The sequence below is a fragment of the Microcoleus sp. A003_D6 genome, from assembly GCF_036702825.1.
Lineage (GTDB): Bacteria > Cyanobacteriota > Cyanobacteriia > Cyanobacteriales > Microcoleaceae > Microcoleus.
The window spans coordinates 33,247-49,498 of sequence record NZ_JAUBWA010000049.1 but is presented as its reverse complement, the minus strand read 5'-3'; the positions used below and the strand labels follow the sequence as shown (position 1 = coordinate 49,498).

At 43.1% G+C, this 16,252-nt stretch carries 21 protein-coding genes; 12 read left to right on the top strand and 9 right to left on the bottom strand.

Annotation, left to right across the window (positions count from 1 at the left end):
- The first annotated feature begins 444 nt into the window (after window positions 1–444).
- Window positions 445–1,296 (top strand): hypothetical protein, encoded by an 852-nt coding sequence (locus tag QUB70_RS15495; RefSeq protein WP_332981630.1) that lies wholly within the window; start codon window positions 445–447, stop codon window positions 1,294–1,296.
- Between the two features lie 14 nt (window positions 1,297–1,310).
- Here QUB70_RS15495 and QUB70_RS15490 read toward each other — a convergent pair whose 3' ends face one another.
- Window positions 1,311–1,970, bottom strand: coding sequence for a restriction endonuclease subunit R (locus QUB70_RS15490; protein WP_332981628.1), 660 nt, complete (start codon window positions 1,968–1,970; stop codon window positions 1,311–1,313).
- An 81-nt stretch (window positions 1,971–2,051) separates the two neighbouring features.
- Here QUB70_RS15490 and QUB70_RS15485 point away from each other — a divergent pair, with 81 nt between their 5' ends.
- The 3 genes from QUB70_RS15485 (at window position 2,052) to acs (ending at window position 4,834) form a co-directional block, all read left to right on the top strand.
- Entirely contained in the window at window positions 2,052–2,402 is a 351-nt protein-coding gene (locus QUB70_RS15485; protein ID WP_332981627.1) for a DUF433 domain-containing protein, read from the top strand.
- Window positions 2,380–2,739 carry a DUF5615 family PIN-like protein gene (locus QUB70_RS15480; protein ID WP_332981626.1) on the top strand — a complete coding sequence of 120 codons (360 nt, stop codon included), beginning with the start codon at window positions 2,380–2,382 and terminating at the stop codon, window positions 2,737–2,739. The genes QUB70_RS15485 and QUB70_RS15480 overlap by 23 nt, the downstream gene beginning before the upstream one ends.
- Window positions 2,740–2,863: 124 nt before the next feature.
- A complete protein-coding gene (gene acs / locus QUB70_RS15475; protein ID WP_332981624.1) occupies window positions 2,864–4,834 on the top strand; it encodes an acetate--CoA ligase in 1,971 nt (656 codons plus the stop codon).
- Window positions 4,835–5,242: 408 nt separating this feature from the next.
- Here acs and QUB70_RS15470 read toward each other — a convergent pair whose 3' ends face one another.
- Both QUB70_RS15470 and QUB70_RS15465 read right to left on the bottom strand, forming a co-directional pair.
- Entirely contained in the window at window positions 5,243–5,530 is a 288-nt protein-coding gene (locus tag QUB70_RS15470; RefSeq protein WP_332981622.1) for a hypothetical protein, read from the bottom strand.
- On the bottom strand, window positions 5,530–5,721 hold the full coding sequence (locus tag QUB70_RS15465) for a hypothetical protein (protein ID WP_332952377.1): 192 nt from the start codon (window positions 5,719–5,721) through the stop codon (window positions 5,530–5,532). Before QUB70_RS15465 ends, QUB70_RS15470 begins: the two co-directional genes overlap by 1 nt.
- A 124-nt stretch (window positions 5,722–5,845) precedes the next feature.
- Here QUB70_RS15465 and QUB70_RS15460 point away from each other — a divergent pair, with 124 nt between their 5' ends.
- The 7 genes from QUB70_RS15460 to QUB70_RS15430 all read left to right on the top strand — a co-directional run bounded on the left by QUB70_RS15460 (window position 5,846) and on the right by QUB70_RS15430 (window position 9,537).
- A complete protein-coding gene (locus QUB70_RS15460; RefSeq protein WP_332981621.1) occupies window positions 5,846–6,004 on the top strand; it encodes a hypothetical protein in 159 nt (52 codons plus the stop codon).
- A 35-nt stretch (window positions 6,005–6,039) separates the two neighbouring features.
- On the top strand, window positions 6,040–6,453 hold the full coding sequence (locus QUB70_RS15455; RefSeq protein ID WP_332981620.1) for a hypothetical protein: 414 nt from the start codon (window positions 6,040–6,042) through the stop codon (window positions 6,451–6,453).
- Between the two features lie 442 nt (window positions 6,454–6,895).
- Window positions 6,896–7,474 carry a Uma2 family endonuclease gene (locus tag QUB70_RS15450; RefSeq protein WP_332981617.1) on the top strand — a complete coding sequence of 193 codons (579 nt, stop codon included), beginning with the start codon at window positions 6,896–6,898 and terminating at the stop codon, window positions 7,472–7,474.
- Window positions 7,475–7,495: 21 nt separating this feature from the next.
- A complete protein-coding gene (locus QUB70_RS15445) occupies window positions 7,496–7,645 on the top strand; it encodes a hypothetical protein (protein WP_332981616.1) in 150 nt (49 codons plus the stop codon).
- Window positions 7,633–7,968 carry a XisI protein gene (locus QUB70_RS15440; protein ID WP_190740648.1) on the top strand — a complete coding sequence of 112 codons (336 nt, stop codon included), beginning with the start codon at window positions 7,633–7,635 and terminating at the stop codon, window positions 7,966–7,968. Before QUB70_RS15445 ends, QUB70_RS15440 begins: the two co-directional genes overlap by 13 nt.
- A gap of 3 nt (window positions 7,969–7,971) precedes the next feature.
- Window positions 7,972–8,550 carry an acyl carrier protein phosphodiesterase gene (locus QUB70_RS15435; RefSeq protein WP_332981614.1) on the top strand — a complete coding sequence of 193 codons (579 nt, stop codon included), beginning with the start codon at window positions 7,972–7,974 and terminating at the stop codon, window positions 8,548–8,550.
- A gap of 96 nt (window positions 8,551–8,646) precedes the next feature.
- Complete coding sequence (locus tag QUB70_RS15430; protein WP_332981612.1) at window positions 8,647–9,537, top strand: thermonuclease family protein; 891 nt, start codon at window positions 8,647–8,649, stop codon at window positions 9,535–9,537.
- Window positions 9,538–10,418: 881 nt separating this feature from the next.
- Here QUB70_RS15430 and QUB70_RS15425 read toward each other — a convergent pair.
- Together QUB70_RS15425 and QUB70_RS15420 are read right to left on the bottom strand one after the other, a co-directional pair.
- Window positions 10,419–12,338, bottom strand: a complete 1,920-nt coding sequence (locus tag QUB70_RS15425) for an iron uptake porin (protein WP_332981610.1) — start codon at window positions 12,336–12,338, stop codon at window positions 10,419–10,421.
- Between the two features lie 79 nt (window positions 12,339–12,417).
- Entirely contained in the window at window positions 12,418–12,636 is a 219-nt protein-coding gene (locus tag QUB70_RS15420; RefSeq protein WP_332981636.1) for an ATP-binding protein, read from the bottom strand.
- A gap of 660 nt (window positions 12,637–13,296) precedes the next feature.
- Between QUB70_RS15420 and QUB70_RS15415 the strand changes: the two genes are divergently transcribed.
- The gene (locus tag QUB70_RS15415; RefSeq protein WP_332981608.1) at window positions 13,297–14,085 is read left to right on the top strand and encodes a class II glutamine amidotransferase; all 789 of its coding nucleotides are present in this window, start codon (window positions 13,297–13,299) and stop codon (window positions 14,083–14,085) included.
- Between the two features lie 107 nt (window positions 14,086–14,192).
- Here QUB70_RS15415 and QUB70_RS15410 read toward each other — a convergent pair whose 3' ends face one another.
- From QUB70_RS15410 to QUB70_RS15395, 4 genes are all read right to left on the bottom strand, one after another.
- On the bottom strand, window positions 14,193–15,050 hold the full coding sequence (locus tag QUB70_RS15410; RefSeq protein ID WP_332981606.1) for a hypothetical protein: 858 nt from the start codon (window positions 15,048–15,050) through the stop codon (window positions 14,193–14,195).
- An 85-nt stretch (window positions 15,051–15,135) separates the two neighbouring features.
- Entirely contained in the window at window positions 15,136–15,486 is a 351-nt protein-coding gene (locus tag QUB70_RS15405) for a DUF5615 family PIN-like protein (RefSeq protein ID WP_332981633.1), read from the bottom strand.
- Window positions 15,483–15,803: a DUF433 domain-containing protein gene (locus QUB70_RS15400; RefSeq protein WP_332981605.1), complete on the bottom strand. Its 321-nt coding sequence runs from the start codon at window positions 15,801–15,803 to the stop codon at window positions 15,483–15,485. The genes QUB70_RS15405 and QUB70_RS15400 overlap by 4 nt, the downstream gene beginning before the upstream one ends.
- Before the next feature lie 36 nt (window positions 15,804–15,839).
- Entirely contained in the window at window positions 15,840–16,223 is a 384-nt protein-coding gene (locus QUB70_RS15395; protein ID WP_332981603.1) for a hypothetical protein, read from the bottom strand.
- Window positions 16,224–16,252: the final 29 nt, after the last annotated feature.

Here is a 16,252-nt window from a genome sequence, read left to right as displayed (position 1 = left end):
CCCATTCCACAAGAAAAAAACTTTTTGTGGGATGGGCATCTTGCCCGTCCCAGCTATTTTTGCAAGAGGTCTAATACAAAACCCTTGCAAGAATTTTTGACGATCGCAAAACTCGCGCAGAACCGACCTACTATGATAACATAAGTCAATTCAAGCCGCGGAAATTAGGGAGATGATTTTAGAATATGAATGCCATGCAGTTGCAGGTAAAGAAGACACTTAATTAGATGAAGAGGAAAATATACAATCTCCGGATGTAAAAGTTTGCGCTCTGTCAGTGCAGTCTTACAAAAAAAATTACCAATCTTGACATCAGGAACCTCCGACATTAATATTATTGTAAATGAGTAGATAATCGCTATTTTGCTAAATTATCTAAACTGCGTAAACCAGGAGAGCGATCGCTCTTACAACTTTTTTTATTCAAGTGTGAGGATATTGAAGGTGAAAAAGATTATTGTCTTTGCAATTATATTCATATTTTGCTGGTTTTTAACGCCATTTCTCAAGTATTACCTAACTGCAATTTTCACGAATTTAGCGCTACCAGACTGGTCGATCGGTGTTTTAGTGGCTGTGGTGAGTTGGTTCATTACCTTTGTTCTGTCAGTGTTGCTGTTTTTGAAACCTTTAGTCCTTCAAGACTTATCAAAAGAACAAGAGTTTATACTGGCAGATCCCTATGAATTTCCGCAGCTAGATGTCGAATCGCTTCAGCGATATACAGAGGATATAGAATCTATAGGTTTTGTCAAAATTATCGATTTCAAAATTATCGATTTCAAAATTTCCACCCAACAAGTGAGTTTCGCTAGGATATTTCTTCATCCGCAACATCAGTGCTGGGCTGAAGTGAGTCAGATCTGTTTGCATACAAAATCCATGCCAATCATATCCACGATAATGAGTGTTTTTGATAGCGGTTACTCATTATCTAGTAGCGATAGAAAACTAAGCGGTTTGCTATTTGGTCGAAATTTTATCATCCGTCACCCCCAAATTTTGTGGATGAGCCACCCTGGTATTACTCAGAATAAACTTTTGGAAATACATTTGCAGCGACGGCGGAAAGTTGCCCGTACCCTTAACATAAAAATAGCGGAAGTGACAAACGATTCACTCGATGTTTACTGTGATTTTCAGCGAGAATTACGGCTCAAACGCAAGCAGTATTTTCAGCGCAAAAACATAGCTGTCGGTCTGGTAGAATCTTTACTTTTTGACGTGAATCCGAAGCAGGAGTGGATGGGCGAATATGGGGATGCGGTAGCAACAAAGATGCGGTCAGGACGTTAGAAATATAACACTTTTTATGCGATTTGCAACTGCAAGTTCTGCAACTTGCAAATCGCTTTCAACACTTGCGCCAATAAGAGCGATCGCTCTCGGTCAATCAAGTTCAATTCCGGTAAAATCTGATAAGTGCAAGGATTCCCCCGCGTCACCCGCACAAACCGATAACTTTCCCCATTCGTCGTCAATCCCCAAACAGACGATTGCTGCTGCAAACTCTTATAAGCATAAGTCAGCAATTGCGGCAAACCGACCAAAGGGGCGATCGCACTATTTTTCGCCTCCACGACCAAAATCCAAAACTGTGCAGCCGCGAGCTCTGCATCCGGCTGATTTACGGCTAGAATATCCAACCGCCCTTTAATTAAAATATCCCCGTCCTCAACCTCGATGGGGATGCTATCTTCCATTGTCAGCACAACAGGAACTTTAAAAAATCCCGTCAATCTCATCAACGGCGACAGTGATAAAAACTTAACCAATTCTTCAGAAACTTTCCCTGCTTCTAGATAGCGCCAAAAGTCATTGCTGATTTGCAATAATTCCTGCTGTTCAAAATCCGTCAGAGGTTCCAGAGGGAAAAAATCAGTAAAAGAGCCTCCTGTTTGTCTTTCGAGTTTGAACAGGCGGCGAACGTCATTTAGCGAAAGTTGGCTGGCTTCTAAATTTGGGGTCATGGCTTTTGTGCGATAGCTTATCCATTCAACTGTATATAATTGATATGATATAATCATACCAGATATCACCCCGAACAAGCCATGCAACTAGAAGACTATTTCAACTTCCTCAGACCTGACGATATTCGGCTCAAAGGTTCTCGCATCGGCATCGAAACCATTCTTTACGAATACCTGTTTCGCGCTCGAACTCCCGAAGAAATCGCCAACATTTATACATCGCTCACCCTCGAACAGGTTTATGCCACCATCTTGTACTACCTGCACAACAAAGAAGCAGTCGGTAAATACATAACTGAATGGCTGGAATGGGGCGAGAAAATGCGAGAAGAACAACGTCGCAATCCTTCTCCAGCGGCTAAAAAAATCCGCAAACTGAGAGCAGCAAGAGATGCAATGAGAAAAGCTGATGGGAATCCAGTATCTATTTGATGAAAATGTCGATCCTGCCTATGCTAACCAAATTCGCAGGCGCAATCCTGATTTGGTTGTTCTAGCAGTGGGAGAACTAACAGCACCTTCCAAAGGTACTCTCGATCCAGAAATTCTTATTTGGGGCGAAATCCACAACTTCATTCTTGTCACCAACAACCGTCGCTCTATGCCAGTTCATTTAACAGATCACATAGAGCAAAATCGCCATGTTCCAGGAATATTTATCCTGAACTCCAAGATGAGTATTGGTCAAAATATTGACGAACTGATTTTGATTTATCAAGGATCGTTTGATGATGAGTACCAAGATAAAATTGAGCATTTACCACTGTAATAATTTCTAACACATCCCCAATACTTACAAAATTTCCCAACGTCTTAAGGAAAATAAACATACTTTTGCCCCAATTTATGTACACAATAGCTAAAAAGAGTAACTGAACTAAAAACTAACAGCGATGTCACAAGATACGATCGAATCAATTCTCCATGAAAAACGTCTATTTCAGCCGCCCGCTGAATTCTCCCAAAAAGCTCACATCAAAAGCCTAGAAGAATACCAAGCCCTCTACGACAAAGCCAAAGCTGACCCCCAAGCATTCTGGGCACAACTCGCCGCCCAAGAATTGCACTGGTTCCAAAACTGGGATACCGTGCTCGACTGGCAACCGCCTTTTGCCAAATGGTTTGTCAATGGCAAAATTAACATTTCTTACAATTGTCTCGATCGCCACTTAACCACTTGGCGCAAAAATAAAGCCGCCCTGATTTGGGAAGGGGAACCCGGAGACTCCCGCACCCTCACCTACGCGCAACTCCACCGCGAAGTCTGCCAAATGGCCAATGTCATCAAACAATTGGGAGTCCAAAAGGGCGATCGCGTCGGCATTTATATGCCGATGATTCCCGAAGCTGCGATCGCCATGCTAGCCTGCGCCAGAATCGGTGCAGTGCACAGCGTTGTGTTTGGTGGATTTAGTGCAGAAGCTTTGCGCGATCGGCTTAACGACGGCGAAGCAAAACTCGTCATCACCGCTGACGGAGGCTTCCGCAAAGATGCAGCAGTTGGCCTCAAAGCACAAGTAGACAAAGCACTAGCAAATAATGCCGTACCAAGCGTTACCAACGTTCTCGTAGTTCAGCGCACCAAACAGCAAATTGACATGGAACCTGGGCGCGATATTTGGTGGCACGAATTGCAAAAAGATGCCTCGGCAAATTGTCCGGCAGAACCGATGGATAGCGAAGATATGCTGTTCATTCTTTACACTTCTGGCAGTACCGGAAAACCCAAAGGAGTCGTCCATACAACGGGCGGTTACAACCTTTATACCCACATGACAACCAAGTGGATATTCGACCTCCAAGATACCGATGTTTACTGGTGTACTGCTGATGTCGGCTGGATTACCGGACACAGTTACATAGTCTACGGGCCGCTGTCCAACGGTGCGACAACTTTAATGTATGAAGGTGCTCCCCGCGCTTCTAATCCCGGCTGTTTTTGGGATGTAATTGAAAAATACGGCGTCACAGTTTTCTATACTGCACCCACCGCAATTCGCACCTTTATGAAAATGGGCGAACAATTGCCAAATGCCAGAGATTTGTCATCTTTACGATTGTTAGGAACTGTCGGCGAACCGATCAATCCTGAAGCTTGGATGTGGTATCAGCGCGTAATTGGAAACTCGAATTGCCCGATCGTCGATACTTGGTGGCAAACAGAAACCGGGGGAATTATGATTACCGCTTTGCCCGGTGCAATTCCTACAAAACCCGGTTCTGCAACCCTACCGTTCCCCGGAATTGTGGCTGATGTTGTTGACCAAGATGGCGAACCTGTAACTAACGAAAGCGGCGGTTATTTAGTCGTGAAACATCCTTGGCCGGGAATGATGCGGACGCTTTACAACGATGCCGATCGCTTCCGCCGCACTTATTGGGAATATTTGCACCCGAAAGATGGGGAATTTGTGTACTTTGCAGGGGACGGCGCGCACAGGGATGAAGACGGTTATTTCTGGGTAATGGGCCGCGTTGACGATGTAATTAATGTGGCCGGACACCGACTCGGCACGATGGAAGTCGAGTCGGCTTTGGTATCGCATCCAGCGGTGGCGGAAGCTGCGGTTGTTGGCAAACCGGATGAGATTAAAGGTGAGGAAATTGTGGCTTTTGTCACGCTGGACAACTCGCAGCAACCTAGCGATGAATTGGCTAAGGAATTGAAGCAGCACGTTGTTAAGGAAATTGGGGCGATCGCCCGTCCGGGAGAAATTCGATTTACTGATGCTTTGCCGAAGACTCGCAGCGGGAAGATTATGCGGCGTTTGCTGCGTTCTTTAGCTGCGGGAGAAGAGGTTTCTGGGGATACTTCGACTTTGGAAGACCGGACTGTTTTGGATAAGTTGCGAGGGGAATCGTAGGGGTATTTTGTAACCGCAGATGTAGGCAGATAAACACAGATGAACGCAGATATAATTACATTAGCGTTCATCTGTGATTTAATTGTTCGGTATAATTGAGATGTTGCACTATTCTCAAGAACGGGCAAGATGCCCGTTCCACAAGAAAATTCACTCTTTGTGGAACGGGCATCTTGCCCGTTCCTAAACAGGTAATTGAGAAGGGTGCAAGATATCAGCTATAATGGAAGTAGCAAAACTACATAACTTTCTGCGGTGTCATTCTCAATAAGAGTGGTAAGTCATACCATAGCTCTCAATAGGCCGCAACACTACTTCTGAAATAAATTTGTGATGCGATCGCCCGCATACTACAGTTAGGCGATCGCTCTTGTGCTATCCAAGATTCACGGTTATAGCAAAAACAGCTTATTTGCCTCGCCACAGATGAACCGCATCTGGGTTAATTTGCGACCTTACCTGTAGCCAATCCTCTAAAAAGTAGTCATCATCAACTGCTTCAGAATGCTGTTCGTCTTTGAGAATTGCTAAGACGTGAACTCCTGACGGATAGTTGACATGACGGATTTCTGGGTCATATCCTAAGTCTTGAATTTTTGCTAAAATGCGATCGACAGCACCGGCAACAGTAAGATCGACGGCAAGAATAATTTGACCGAGTTTAGCACCCGGTTTTACACATTCCAGAACAGCCATTACTCTTTCTCCTTGTAGTTGCAACGGTAGACTTGAGGGCGATTTTCAACTTTTCGGGGTTGAGTTACAGATTCTAATTCAACCCGGTAGCGATCGGCTCGTTTTTGGCACTCCTGTTTCGCTTGCTTGGGGTTATCCGCTAAAATCGGCTCGTCCCAGCGTTCTGGTTCTTTTTCTGGATCTTGAATCATAATTAAATTGCTCCTTTGTTGGACGTTCAACTTCGGGGAAGTCGTCTTGGCATGGTGCGGCAACATTCTGCCAAGGCGCATTTATCTGCTATAATTGTACTGCATTTTTTAGTATAATTGCAGTATGAGTAAAAATGTTAAAGTTCTAACCATCCGACTGCCTGAAGTAGAAATGCTTCGGCTAGAAGCTTATTGCGCGAACAGCGGTAGAACAAAAACCGATGTGATTCGCGAACAGATTAGGAGTTTAAAAGTTGAAGATTTGTCGCTTCCCCCAGATTGATAACCTTGGTTCATTAACATCCCTTGAGACAGGCCATGCTCCCAGAAACTGTACAGTTGCAAATTCCTTTTCAAGTCCTGCTAGATGCGATCGCCTCCCTCCCACTCGAAGAAAAACGCCGACTTTGGCAACTCTTAAATGCAGAAATTACTCAAGCAGAAACCGACCTGCCTTCTCAAGTTCTGATTCAAAATAACAATGGGTCGGATTACAAACCCACAGGGGAAATCTTGACTGCGGCAGAAATACGCGATCGCTATCCCCGCGAGTGGGTGCTAATTGCTGATACTGAATCAGACGATTTATGGAATGTGATTCGCGGTGAAGTTTTAGCTCACTCACCGCAGCGAGAGGAAATCGATCGAGCTTTGACAAATTTTAAAGATGTCCGGTCAATTTCTATAGAATATACTGGCCCTATTCCTGATGAATATTCGGTGCTATCGTGACTTTGCAAAGACTTTATCGGTGCTCGCGTTACGGAAATTTACTCGTATTAAAAGCTGCTGCCTCTAGCACAAGTAATACTGTCAGACAATTCAGATTATTAGTTGATACAGGGTCAACTTATACCGTTTTGCGGGTAAATATATTAGAAGCTCTTGGTTGCGATATCCAAAATCCTCTACGCAGAATTAGGACATCAGCAGGTGGCGGTATTGTGGAAGCACCAGTATTAGCTGTGCCTTAGTTTAATTGCTTGGGCGAGCGTTTAGAAAATTTTCCTATAGTTGCCTACACGTTACCTGCGACCACTTTTGTAGACGGTCTGCTAGGGATGGATTTTCTTGCTCCTATGCAAGCTGTTATCTATGCTAAAGAGGGAGAGATTCGCATTCGTTAAAAATACAAGCTACAATCAAGATAACTTCTGGACTGGATCTGAGCGCGATGGCTCCACTACTTAGCAAAACCACAGATCGGCGAATTGTTCATCATGGAATGTGGGAACGGTTTAAATTTATCCAAAAAGGCTTTGAAGGCTCCCCTAGAGTGCGACTATTTTACTATGATGGGACGATCGAGATTCTGATGCCTGGAGAAGACCACGAAACTTTTGCTCATGTTATCGGTTACTTAGTGACTACTTTTCTCGTAGAACAGGGAATTTTCTTCAAGCCCACAGGGGCAATGACGCAGGAAAGATCGGGAGTTGTCTCTGTGCAAGCAGACGAATCCTACTACATTGAGAGTGTAAAACCAATTCCCGATTTATCTATCGAAGTTGTCTTTACCAGTGGAGGAATCAGTAATTTAGACCGCTATAAAGCTTTGGGTGTTCCAGAGGTTTGGTTTTGGGAAGATGGATTACTGAATATATATCATCTCCATGACGGTAGCTATGAAAAGAGCGATCGCAGTCAGCTACCCGGACTCAATAACCTCGATCTCGATTTGATGAAACGCTGTATTTTGATGGCGGAAACTGATGCTGGGGAAGCTATTAGAGCGTTCCGTCGAGAGATGTAGGCGCTCGCACTTTAGCAAATTATGTATGAAAGATTTAAGCTCCTGTTGCTTGCCATCAAGAATCAATCGATATTTGAAGAACCGATCGGTCAATTAATGATTGAAGATGAAAAGCTCAAGCTGATTGTATTCGACCCAAATCAAGAGGCGATCGTAAAATGGATACTTTAGCTAACTTTAGAACCACCATTAAAACAGTTCTCGAACCTTACACGAAAATCCCTTACTCTCATGGCGATATAATTTGTAAAGCCGTGTTTGATGAAAAATCAGATTGTTACCTGCTAGTTACTTTAGGCTGGGATAAAGCCAAACGAATTCACGGCTGTTTGGTTCATATAGATATTATTGATGATAAAATTTGGGTACAGCGAGATGAGACAGAATACGGGGTTACGAAAGAACTTGTAGCTGCTGGAATTTCCAAGGATTCCATTGTTTTAGGTTTTCATCCCGCAGATGTCAGACCTCATACAGGTTATGCAGTTGTGTAGCTAATGAATTATTTGGCTCATCTATTCTTATCAAAAGGCACGCCAGAATCCCTCATTGGCAACCTCTTAGGAGATTTTGTCAAAGGTTCTGCCGTCAACCTTTATCCCGATGAAATTAGAAAAGGCATCGATTTGCACCGCAAAGTGGATAGCTACACGGACTCTCACCCAATAGTGCGATCGAGTAAAAGCCTTGTTTGCGCCGATAGACGCAGGTTTGCTGGAGTTTTGATTGACGTGTTTTACGACCACTTCTTGGCTAAAAATTGGCTGGAATATTCAGAAATTCCGCTTCCCGATTTTTCTCGCCATGTCTATAAAGTCCTGCAAGACAACCGCGATATATTGCCTGAATCTCTCCAGCGCGTGCTGCCAACAATAATTGCCCGCGACTTGCTTTCATCTTATCAGGAAATTGCCGAAATCGGCATCACTCTTACAAGAATGTCTGCCCGCATTAAGCGGACAAATAACTTGGCAAGCGGCATAGAAGATTTGACAGCTAACTATCAGCGCTTAGAATCGGATTTTCGGGATTTTTTCCCCGATTTGATAAAATATGCGACACTTGGCAAATATTAATACAAAAAACAAAAATTACAGTTGCTATTGATAGCGAACTCGTGTATAATTCAACCGATACCTGCATGAAATCTCAAATGCAACAGGGTTCAAAATATGGCAACCAGAATTCCGAACCTGCAAGTAACTCAAGTAGTTGATGGCGACAGTATCAAAATTTCTCTCAAGGGCAAAACCGAGTCTCTGCGACTGATTTGCGTCGATACAGAAGAAAGTCATTCTGGAGGCTCCAAACCTGTAACTGCGGCGGGGAAAGCAGCTTCAGAAATGGCTAAAAAATACTTCGCGACAGCAGAGGGCGGACTTGCTACAGTTGACATAGAATTTGATACAGATGACCCGATAGAAATTGCGGTGGAAAAACACCGCGATAACTACGGCCGCCTCCTCTGTTACGTGCATAAAGAGGGAGAAAATTACAATCTTAAACTGATTGCAGAAGGCTGGAGTCCCTACTTTGTGAAATACGGGCGATCCAGATTGTATCACCGCCAAATGACTGATGCTGAAGCTGTAGCCAAAGCATACAATCTGGTGATTTGGAATCCGAACACAAATGCAAAAATTCCCTCTCGCAACTATGCTAATTTGTTACCTTGGTGGTCGATGCGCGCCTCAATTGTTGAAGAATTTCGCTTGTCGGAAGCAACGGGAGGAGCGTTTTCCTTGAGGTTGGATTATCCAAAAATATTGGCTGCTTCCGAGACAGCTAAATCTATTACTATTTTCTGCGATTTGCAGGCGGGAATTAATAAATGGATAGGCAATAATGCTCTGATTTATGCTGGTTCAGTTTATCATAAATTAGATTTGTGGATACCGGATGCTGAAACTGAGACGATGGCACCTTTAAAGCGGCTGATTGACAAGCGTTATGCTGGTCAAGGACGCGGCTACGTTTATATTAGCGGGAAGGTAGAACAGTACAAAGGGAAGCCTCAAATTGTTTTGAGAGATATCAAACAACTTTCGGATTTTCCCCGATAATATTTAAACCACACTTTATTTCATACATCTTTTTTACGGGTTCTAATGTTCTTCGGAAGTACGATCGCACAACACAAATAAATAGAGGATGATGCTAGGAAGCGATCGCCCTCTATTCAGCCATGATATTCTATTTATCCAGAGGTGCAGGAAAATTTATTGCTGCATTGAAGGAGTAGTGAAAAATCGACATCCTAATGGATTTGTGCGTGCAGATTGATTTTGAGGAGTTGTTATAGGAGGACTAGAGTTAGGAGATGTGCTATTCAATTCTGAGACGGTAAAAGATTTAGAAATGTTAGGATTTTTCCCCAGATCGCTCGCAGAAGTGTTAGCAACATTTGGTGACTCGGTACTTGTGATATCCTGTGTTTCAGTTACATTTATCCGGGATTTTACAGTCGTTTGTGCCTGACACGGATAGGCAGTCATAGCAGAAATTACAGCAAAGCCCAGAAACCCAAGATAGCCCGTTGATTTAATCATATTTATCTAAACCTAAACTTAAAGAACTATTAGTAATGCTCCTGATAATAGATTAAGTTAGGAAAACTTATGTTTCAAGCGTGTTTATGCGTATTTTTTTAAACTTAATAATTAGGTATTTGTATGTAGGAAAAAAAGATAAAAACGGGGAAATTACTACTAAATGTAAAGTTGCAGTAAAGATAGCGGGTTTTTACTGAGAAAAAATCTTAGGAGATCCCGCTGGGGTTTTAATCACTGTCTGCTTACCGAAGAACCTCTTTCTCGCTTAACGGGCAGGATGCCTCTTTGACAAAATTAAATTTTCTTGTGGGTCGTTCCTCCGGGGCGGGTTCACCAAAATTGTTTGGAATTCGCGATCGATCTACTAAACCCGCCCTCACAGCATTAGACTCTTAAAAAGAAAATGAAGTTCTCAGTACACCAACTGCGATCGGGTCGCTATCGGGAGTGTGACCAGGTTGAAAAATCAAGATCAATCCAGGGGTGACGCTGATATTATCATTCACCTGCCAGCGGTAGAATACCTCTACATGAGTAGTCGTTCCGGGTTGCCCGCCCGATCGCCCTAAACCCGTATCTAAAAAATCAGGAACGTTATTACCTGTAGGTAAATTGCTGCTGACAATTTTAGGCGGTTGCCCGATATAAATTCCTCCTAAATTTCCGGCTTTAAACAAATCTGGGAAATTTACAAAAACCATATAATTTGTAGTTGCTACCGTACCAGATTTACCCGGAATGCGAGAATTAGTATAACCAGCCCAACCTCCCAGAGAAACTCGCGAGGAAATGCGCCAATTTAAACTTGCTCCCACTGCATTTGTTCGCAGAGAAGCGGACTTATTTGTGTTAGAGTTGATAGCCGTCAATTGGCTATCACCTGCCAAACTAATCAGATTACCGTCCGGCGAATAATCGTTAACATAATAGACAGTAAAATCAACTGGATCGGCTGGTGTAAGAGTTAGTTCTACACCCAATGTATTGTGTCCTTTAGACCCGTTAGAACTGACAAAAAATCCAGAAACGTTAGTTGAATAAACGGCTTGCAAACTGGCTCGATTCGCAAATTGCCAGTCAATGCCGATGCCGCCTAAACCTAAACCAGTGTTCAAAATTGGGTTTCTTTGGGCGAACGCAGAAAGGGGGCCGGAAGCTGCACTTTCAGCCCGATTCGGCCCTCGAAAAGCAGTTATCATGTTAACTCCTGCTGTCCCTGCAAACACTGCCAATTTGTCGCTGACAAGAAGGCGGTAGTTGAGGTCGCTGATAGTTAATCCAGAAGTTTCGCCTAAATTATAAGCAAGGTTTACGTCTTCGGTTAGTTGGGGAGAAGTGCCTCCGTTCTGGTTGTAAAAACCGATTAATAAGTTACTGCGAGGACTAAATTGAGTGGTTAAGTAGAATTGATTTAGGTTGATTGTATTGACATTTGTACCGGGGTCTTTGGTATCTCTTTTGCCGTCTCTGGGAGCGCGATCTGCACGGTTGGGTGTGCGCCCTTGTATTCCAAAAACGGTGAATCCTGACAGTTTAGTTGTGGTCGAAAATTGATTGGCTTCTAGTTCGCTAGTTCGCGCTTCTAGTACATCCACTCTGCCTCGCATTGTGGCAATTTCCGCAGCAAACTCTTCTTGTAACTTTTGCAGTTTTATTAAGTCGTCTCGCTTAGCTAGACTTTCAGTTGATTTGGCGATCGACTCGCGTATTTTATCTAAACAAGCATTGACTCCGGCAGCAAATTCATAGCGGGTAAGGGCGCGGTTTCCGCGATAGGTTCCGTCGGGGTATCCAGCTATGCAGCCGTATCTTTCTACTAAGGATTGCAGTGCTTGAAATGCCCAGTCTGTGGGCTGTACGTCGCTGAGTTGGGAAACTGATGTAACTTGTTCTATTGAGTTTTCAGCAGGGTAAGTTAATGGGGGATTTGCTAATTTATTTTCTTCAATTAACGGAGGTATTTCTGCGGGCTGCGTTTCGCTGGCTTCGGATATGTGAGTTTCTATCTCACTCGCTATAGGTAGGGGCGGCTCCAATGTGGGGTTTATCGGTGAACTTTCATCTACATTGTGAGAATTTGCGACTGATTCTCGATCGGGATGACGATCGAAATTATCCGGTAGATTATTTGTCGGTGCGGGTAATTGATACCATTCATTAACGGGATCTGCGGAATTTGCACTATTTGCTGTTGTTTCAGGATCGGTCATTTCTGCTAAGGCTGGAATGCTGAATAATGCCTGCAATCCGAATCCTAGTATTAAGCTGCTAAGGATTTTCCAAATTTGTCGATCGCACTTGTGATTTTTCATGTTATTTATACTTGGTGAGGATTTATCTAAAAAAGCGAGAAAAAGCGTGATTCCCTACGAGATAGCTACGCTTCAGGCACTATTCGAGATGAAGGGCGATCGTAAATTCCGTTTCTTCTCTCAAAACTGACGAACCAGTCAAACTTCCGCCCTGGGTTTCTTCAACTATGTGACTGCTGATTGACAATCCGGTTCCCGTTCCTTTTCCAATAGCTTTTGCAGTGAATGAAAAGTCAAAAATCTGCGATATTATTTCCTCAGACATTCCTGTCCCCTTGTCTTTGATTTGAATCCAAATATCTCGCTCTCGCTCATATAACTAAGTAGTAATAGTGTAGTAATAGTGATGATGTTGGGTGCGGATGCCATCGATGCCAAAATACACCAGTGCTTAGCTTTTTATAAAGCATCGATCGCCTTTTGCAGTACGATTCATAAACACCTGATTCAGTCCCAAGAGCATTTAAGGAAACTAATCTATCCATAATTTTTGATGATTTGAATTGCCTGCTGGTTATTATGGGCCTTCAAACGGTGCTGCAAAATCATCAAAGCGCTATCAATTCCTTCCCGGATATCGGCTAACACTTTATACTCGCTGTCTGCACGGTAAACAGTGCGAGCGAGTTATAGGTTAACATAGTTCGCAGGGAAACACGATTTTTTTAGCGATCGCCAACTTTTTTAACTTCAGTATCATTACGGTTGACCAAGCAAAAACATTAAGAGTCTTTAACTTATTTAACCCGTTAATACTATAATACTATCATCGCCAATTTGTAGCCTGTAGGGTGCGTCAGCTAGAACACTTACGCTTACAAGGGAAACGAGAAAGGAGCCGTGGCACCCTACAATACTATTTTAAATGCGTAACAGCTTAATACTATAATACTATCATCGCCAATTTGTAGCTGCCAATAGCTGCGACATCCATTCAAACTCGACAAATTTAAAAGCTATGTGCCAATTACTGGGAATGAACTGCAATGTTCCGACAGATATTTGCTTTTCTTTTGAGGGTTTTTCTGCAAGAGGCGGCAAAACGGACGTTCATCAAGACGGTTGGGGAATTGCTTTCTTTGAAGGTTTGGGATGCCGCCTTTTTATAGACTCTAAACCTGCGATTGCTTCTCCGGTTGCTGAAGTAGTGCGTCGCTATCCCATTCACTCAACTAACGTCATTGCTCACATCCGCAAAGCTACCCAAGGCGAAATTGCTCTGGAAAACTGCCACCCTTTTATTCGGGAACTTTGGGGGCGCTATTGGGTGTTCGCTCACAACGGAAATCTGGAAAATTTTCATCCAGAATGTGCCGGAGTTTACAAACCTGTTGGCAAAACAGACAGCGAAAAAGCTTTTTGTTTGATATTAGAAATGTTGCGAGAAAGTTTCCCTCAAAATAAGCCTGATTTGACGGAAATTTACGCGATTTTGAATAAAATTACTAAAACTTTGGCAGAGTACGGAATTTTTAACTATTTACTTTCCGATGGAGAACATTTGTTTGTGCATTGTTCTACAAATCTGCATTATATTGTGCGACAAGCACCTTTTGCTAGCGCTCACTCGATCGACGAAGATGTAACAGTCGATTTCCGGGAACTGACAAAGGACGACGATCGCGTGGCTGTTATTGCCACTTTTCCGCTGACTGATAACGAAGTTTGGACGCAAATTAAACCTGGAGAATTGCTGGTATTTCAGGATGGTTTGCCAGTCAATTTTTCACCGCTGGAGTTAAGTTAAATGAGCGCTGCGAAGAGGCTGCAAAATCTGTGTATTGCCGCATTGCAGGCTCGTGAAATGCCAACACAATATCTTCCATCGCACTGCGTGCGCGAATTGCGATCGCATCAAATCCCTGATTCAGTAAAAGCTAGGTTCAAATCATCAATCAACCCCAATTTTTGGGCCCACTCTGTTAAGTAACCCCGATCCAAATTCTCAGATTGGACTTTCAGAATTCCCAAAACATCATTCCATTGTTTTTGAGACTGAGACTGTTGCCGCCAGAGCAGTTTTGCCAACACAATATCTTCAGGAGAAGCAACCCAAAATTGTTCTACACCAGCTTCGTCAAGCGCTTCTAATCGTCGTCTTGCCATTTTTGAGCGATCGAATTCAGTCTGAGAATTCAGCACAATATCAGCGTTCAATACTGAGGTCATGTGAGTGACGCTCAACACCATTCCTCTGCCCTGTTGAATATCTTCTACTGAACCGGGAGGGCAGTAAAAACCAGCGGTTTCTAGTGCTGCAACTAATCGATCAATATTGTCCCGGATCGAGTCAATTACTAAATCTAAATCGCGTGTTGTTCTGGGGTCACCATAGACGGAAGCGGCAACTCCTCCTGTAATATAATAAGAGATACCTAATGTTTCAAAAATTGGGTGCAGCAGTCGGGCGATGTGGCTGGGGTCTTGCGTCCACATAGATGAGTCACTGGTGGGGGTTAAAATTGGTAGCCATTTGCTACGTAAGATCGATCGGGCAAATCGCTCTTTGTAGGTTGAGGGACAAGCTTTTTTCATCCCGCGCAAGCTAACAGTTTTTGCCCAACGATTTAATTTTGCCGCCATTTGCCACCGTTGGGAATTGGTGAGTTGCCGCAGTAGGTAAAAATCAATTGCATCAGCTTCAGGTGTTTTATCATCTGACTGGGCGCGATATCCAGGTTTGATGGATATTTTTGGTATGGATTGAATCATTTTGCTTGTTGATTTTCCTAGCCATTCACAAAACTATTGATAGTTCCTGGTGATTTTCGTACAATTGTATCTCCCGTAGCTGGAATCACAGAGGTAAGTAGACAATGCGGTTCACCCAGTCTTCTGATTCGGATGTCTGCCATATTTTGATTAAATTGTCGATCGCTTCGCTAACAGGAAAACTTTGCAACACTATAATTACACCCGAACTTGTTTGAGTAGAAATAAATTCTGCAAAATATCTCGGCATGGTTCTTTGGTCGTGGGAGACGAGAATTCTATTTTCTTGTGCTGCAAAACTTAGAACTTCTAAATCTGTCAAGCCACTTAAAAGCGATGCGTTTGATGTTTGAAAATCAACAGTTGCCTCGCGTCTCATAACTCCTGTTACAATCGCTTGATTGAGATCGGCATCTGCTTGGAAACTATTTTTTATTGCGGGCTAGTCTGAGTGTAAAACTTTTGATAAAGCAACGAGTTGTTTTCCCTTGCCTGCTGTCTCAATGTTTCAAATAGTTGTTCTCCCTCGGATAAATAAGCATTAATAGCTGTGCGATTAGCCAAGTAAAAGGTAATCGCTCCATAAACTTCTTCTAGTGTCAGTGCTGGGAATGACTGAACCATGCTTTCAGGTGATTGTCCTGCCAGGAAAGCATAAATAATTGAATCGAGAGAAACGCGCTTCCCGACAATTCGGTAGCAATCTTCCCGTTCTTCAATGTACTGTTTTGTAGTTAGGGCTGCTGTACTCATGGTTGGCTGCATTAACTCCTAATATTTTATATCTTATCAGCGTTGTAGCTTTAAGCGCAAACTCCGAAACCTATCTTCAGCATCAATTACTTCACCTCGTTCGGCAGCATCCATTCCCAGACGAATTTCTTGCTGGAGTTCTTTGAAGCGTCCTTTATAGATATGTTCCCCTTTATCGGACTGCAAGAATTTGATAAAGGCTAATACTTCTTGTTGCTGGTCTGGCGATAAGACTTTCACATTTTCCAAAATGGCTTGTTCGACGGTCATAATTATCTCTTTTTTTTTGATTGCTATTCTACAATCTAGTAACAATATTATATCAAACGGGTGGGGCAACAGCAATTCGAGGGTGAGTTCAATTGCGATCGGTTGCGATCGCTCAATTAAATCGCAAATAACTTCCAGGTAGCGTCGCAACAGCTACAGTGTTTGCCAACAAATCGAAG

Excerpts from the sequence above, each read along its gene's own strand:
- QUB70_RS15490 (WP_332981628.1), bottom strand. The coding sequence starts at position 1,970 with ATGACCCCAAATTTAGAAGCCAGCCAACTTTCGCTAAATGACGTTCGC.
- QUB70_RS15485 (WP_332981627.1), top strand. The coding sequence starts at position 2,052 with ATGCAACTAGAAGACTATTTCAACTTCCTCAGACCTGACGATATTCGG.
- QUB70_RS15480 (WP_332981626.1), top strand. The coding sequence starts at position 2,380 with ATGGGAATCCAGTATCTATTTGATGAAAATGTCGATCCTGCCTATGCT.
- acs (WP_332981624.1), top strand. The coding sequence starts at position 2,864 with ATGTCACAAGATACGATCGAATCAATTCTCCATGAAAAACGTCTATTT.
- QUB70_RS15470 (WP_332981622.1), bottom strand. The coding sequence starts at position 5,530 with ATGGCTGTTCTGGAATGTGTAAAACCGGGTGCTAAACTCGGTCAAATT.
- QUB70_RS15465 (WP_332952377.1), bottom strand. The coding sequence starts at position 5,721 with ATGATTCAAGATCCAGAAAAAGAACCAGAACGCTGGGACGAGCCGATT.
- QUB70_RS15460 (WP_332981621.1), top strand. The coding sequence starts at position 5,846 with ATGAGTAAAAATGTTAAAGTTCTAACCATCCGACTGCCTGAAGTAGAA.
- QUB70_RS15455 (WP_332981620.1), top strand. The coding sequence starts at position 6,040 with ATGCTCCCAGAAACTGTACAGTTGCAAATTCCTTTTCAAGTCCTGCTA.
- QUB70_RS15450 (WP_332981617.1), top strand. The coding sequence starts at position 6,896 with ATGGCTCCACTACTTAGCAAAACCACAGATCGGCGAATTGTTCATCAT.
- QUB70_RS15445 (WP_332981616.1), top strand. The coding sequence starts at position 7,496 with ATGTATGAAAGATTTAAGCTCCTGTTGCTTGCCATCAAGAATCAATCG.
- QUB70_RS15440 (WP_190740648.1), top strand. The coding sequence starts at position 7,633 with ATGGATACTTTAGCTAACTTTAGAACCACCATTAAAACAGTTCTCGAA.
- QUB70_RS15435 (WP_332981614.1), top strand. The coding sequence starts at position 7,972 with ATGAATTATTTGGCTCATCTATTCTTATCAAAAGGCACGCCAGAATCC.
- QUB70_RS15430 (WP_332981612.1), top strand. The coding sequence starts at position 8,647 with ATGGCAACCAGAATTCCGAACCTGCAAGTAACTCAAGTAGTTGATGGC.
- QUB70_RS15425 (WP_332981610.1), bottom strand. The coding sequence starts at position 12,338 with ATGAAAAATCACAAGTGCGATCGACAAATTTGGAAAATCCTTAGCAGC.
- QUB70_RS15415 (WP_332981608.1), top strand. The coding sequence starts at position 13,297 with ATGTGCCAATTACTGGGAATGAACTGCAATGTTCCGACAGATATTTGC.
- QUB70_RS15410 (WP_332981606.1), bottom strand. The coding sequence starts at position 15,050 with ATGATTCAATCCATACCAAAAATATCCATCAAACCTGGATATCGCGCC.
- QUB70_RS15400 (WP_332981605.1), bottom strand. The coding sequence starts at position 15,803 with ATGAGTACAGCAGCCCTAACTACAAAACAGTACATTGAAGAACGGGAA.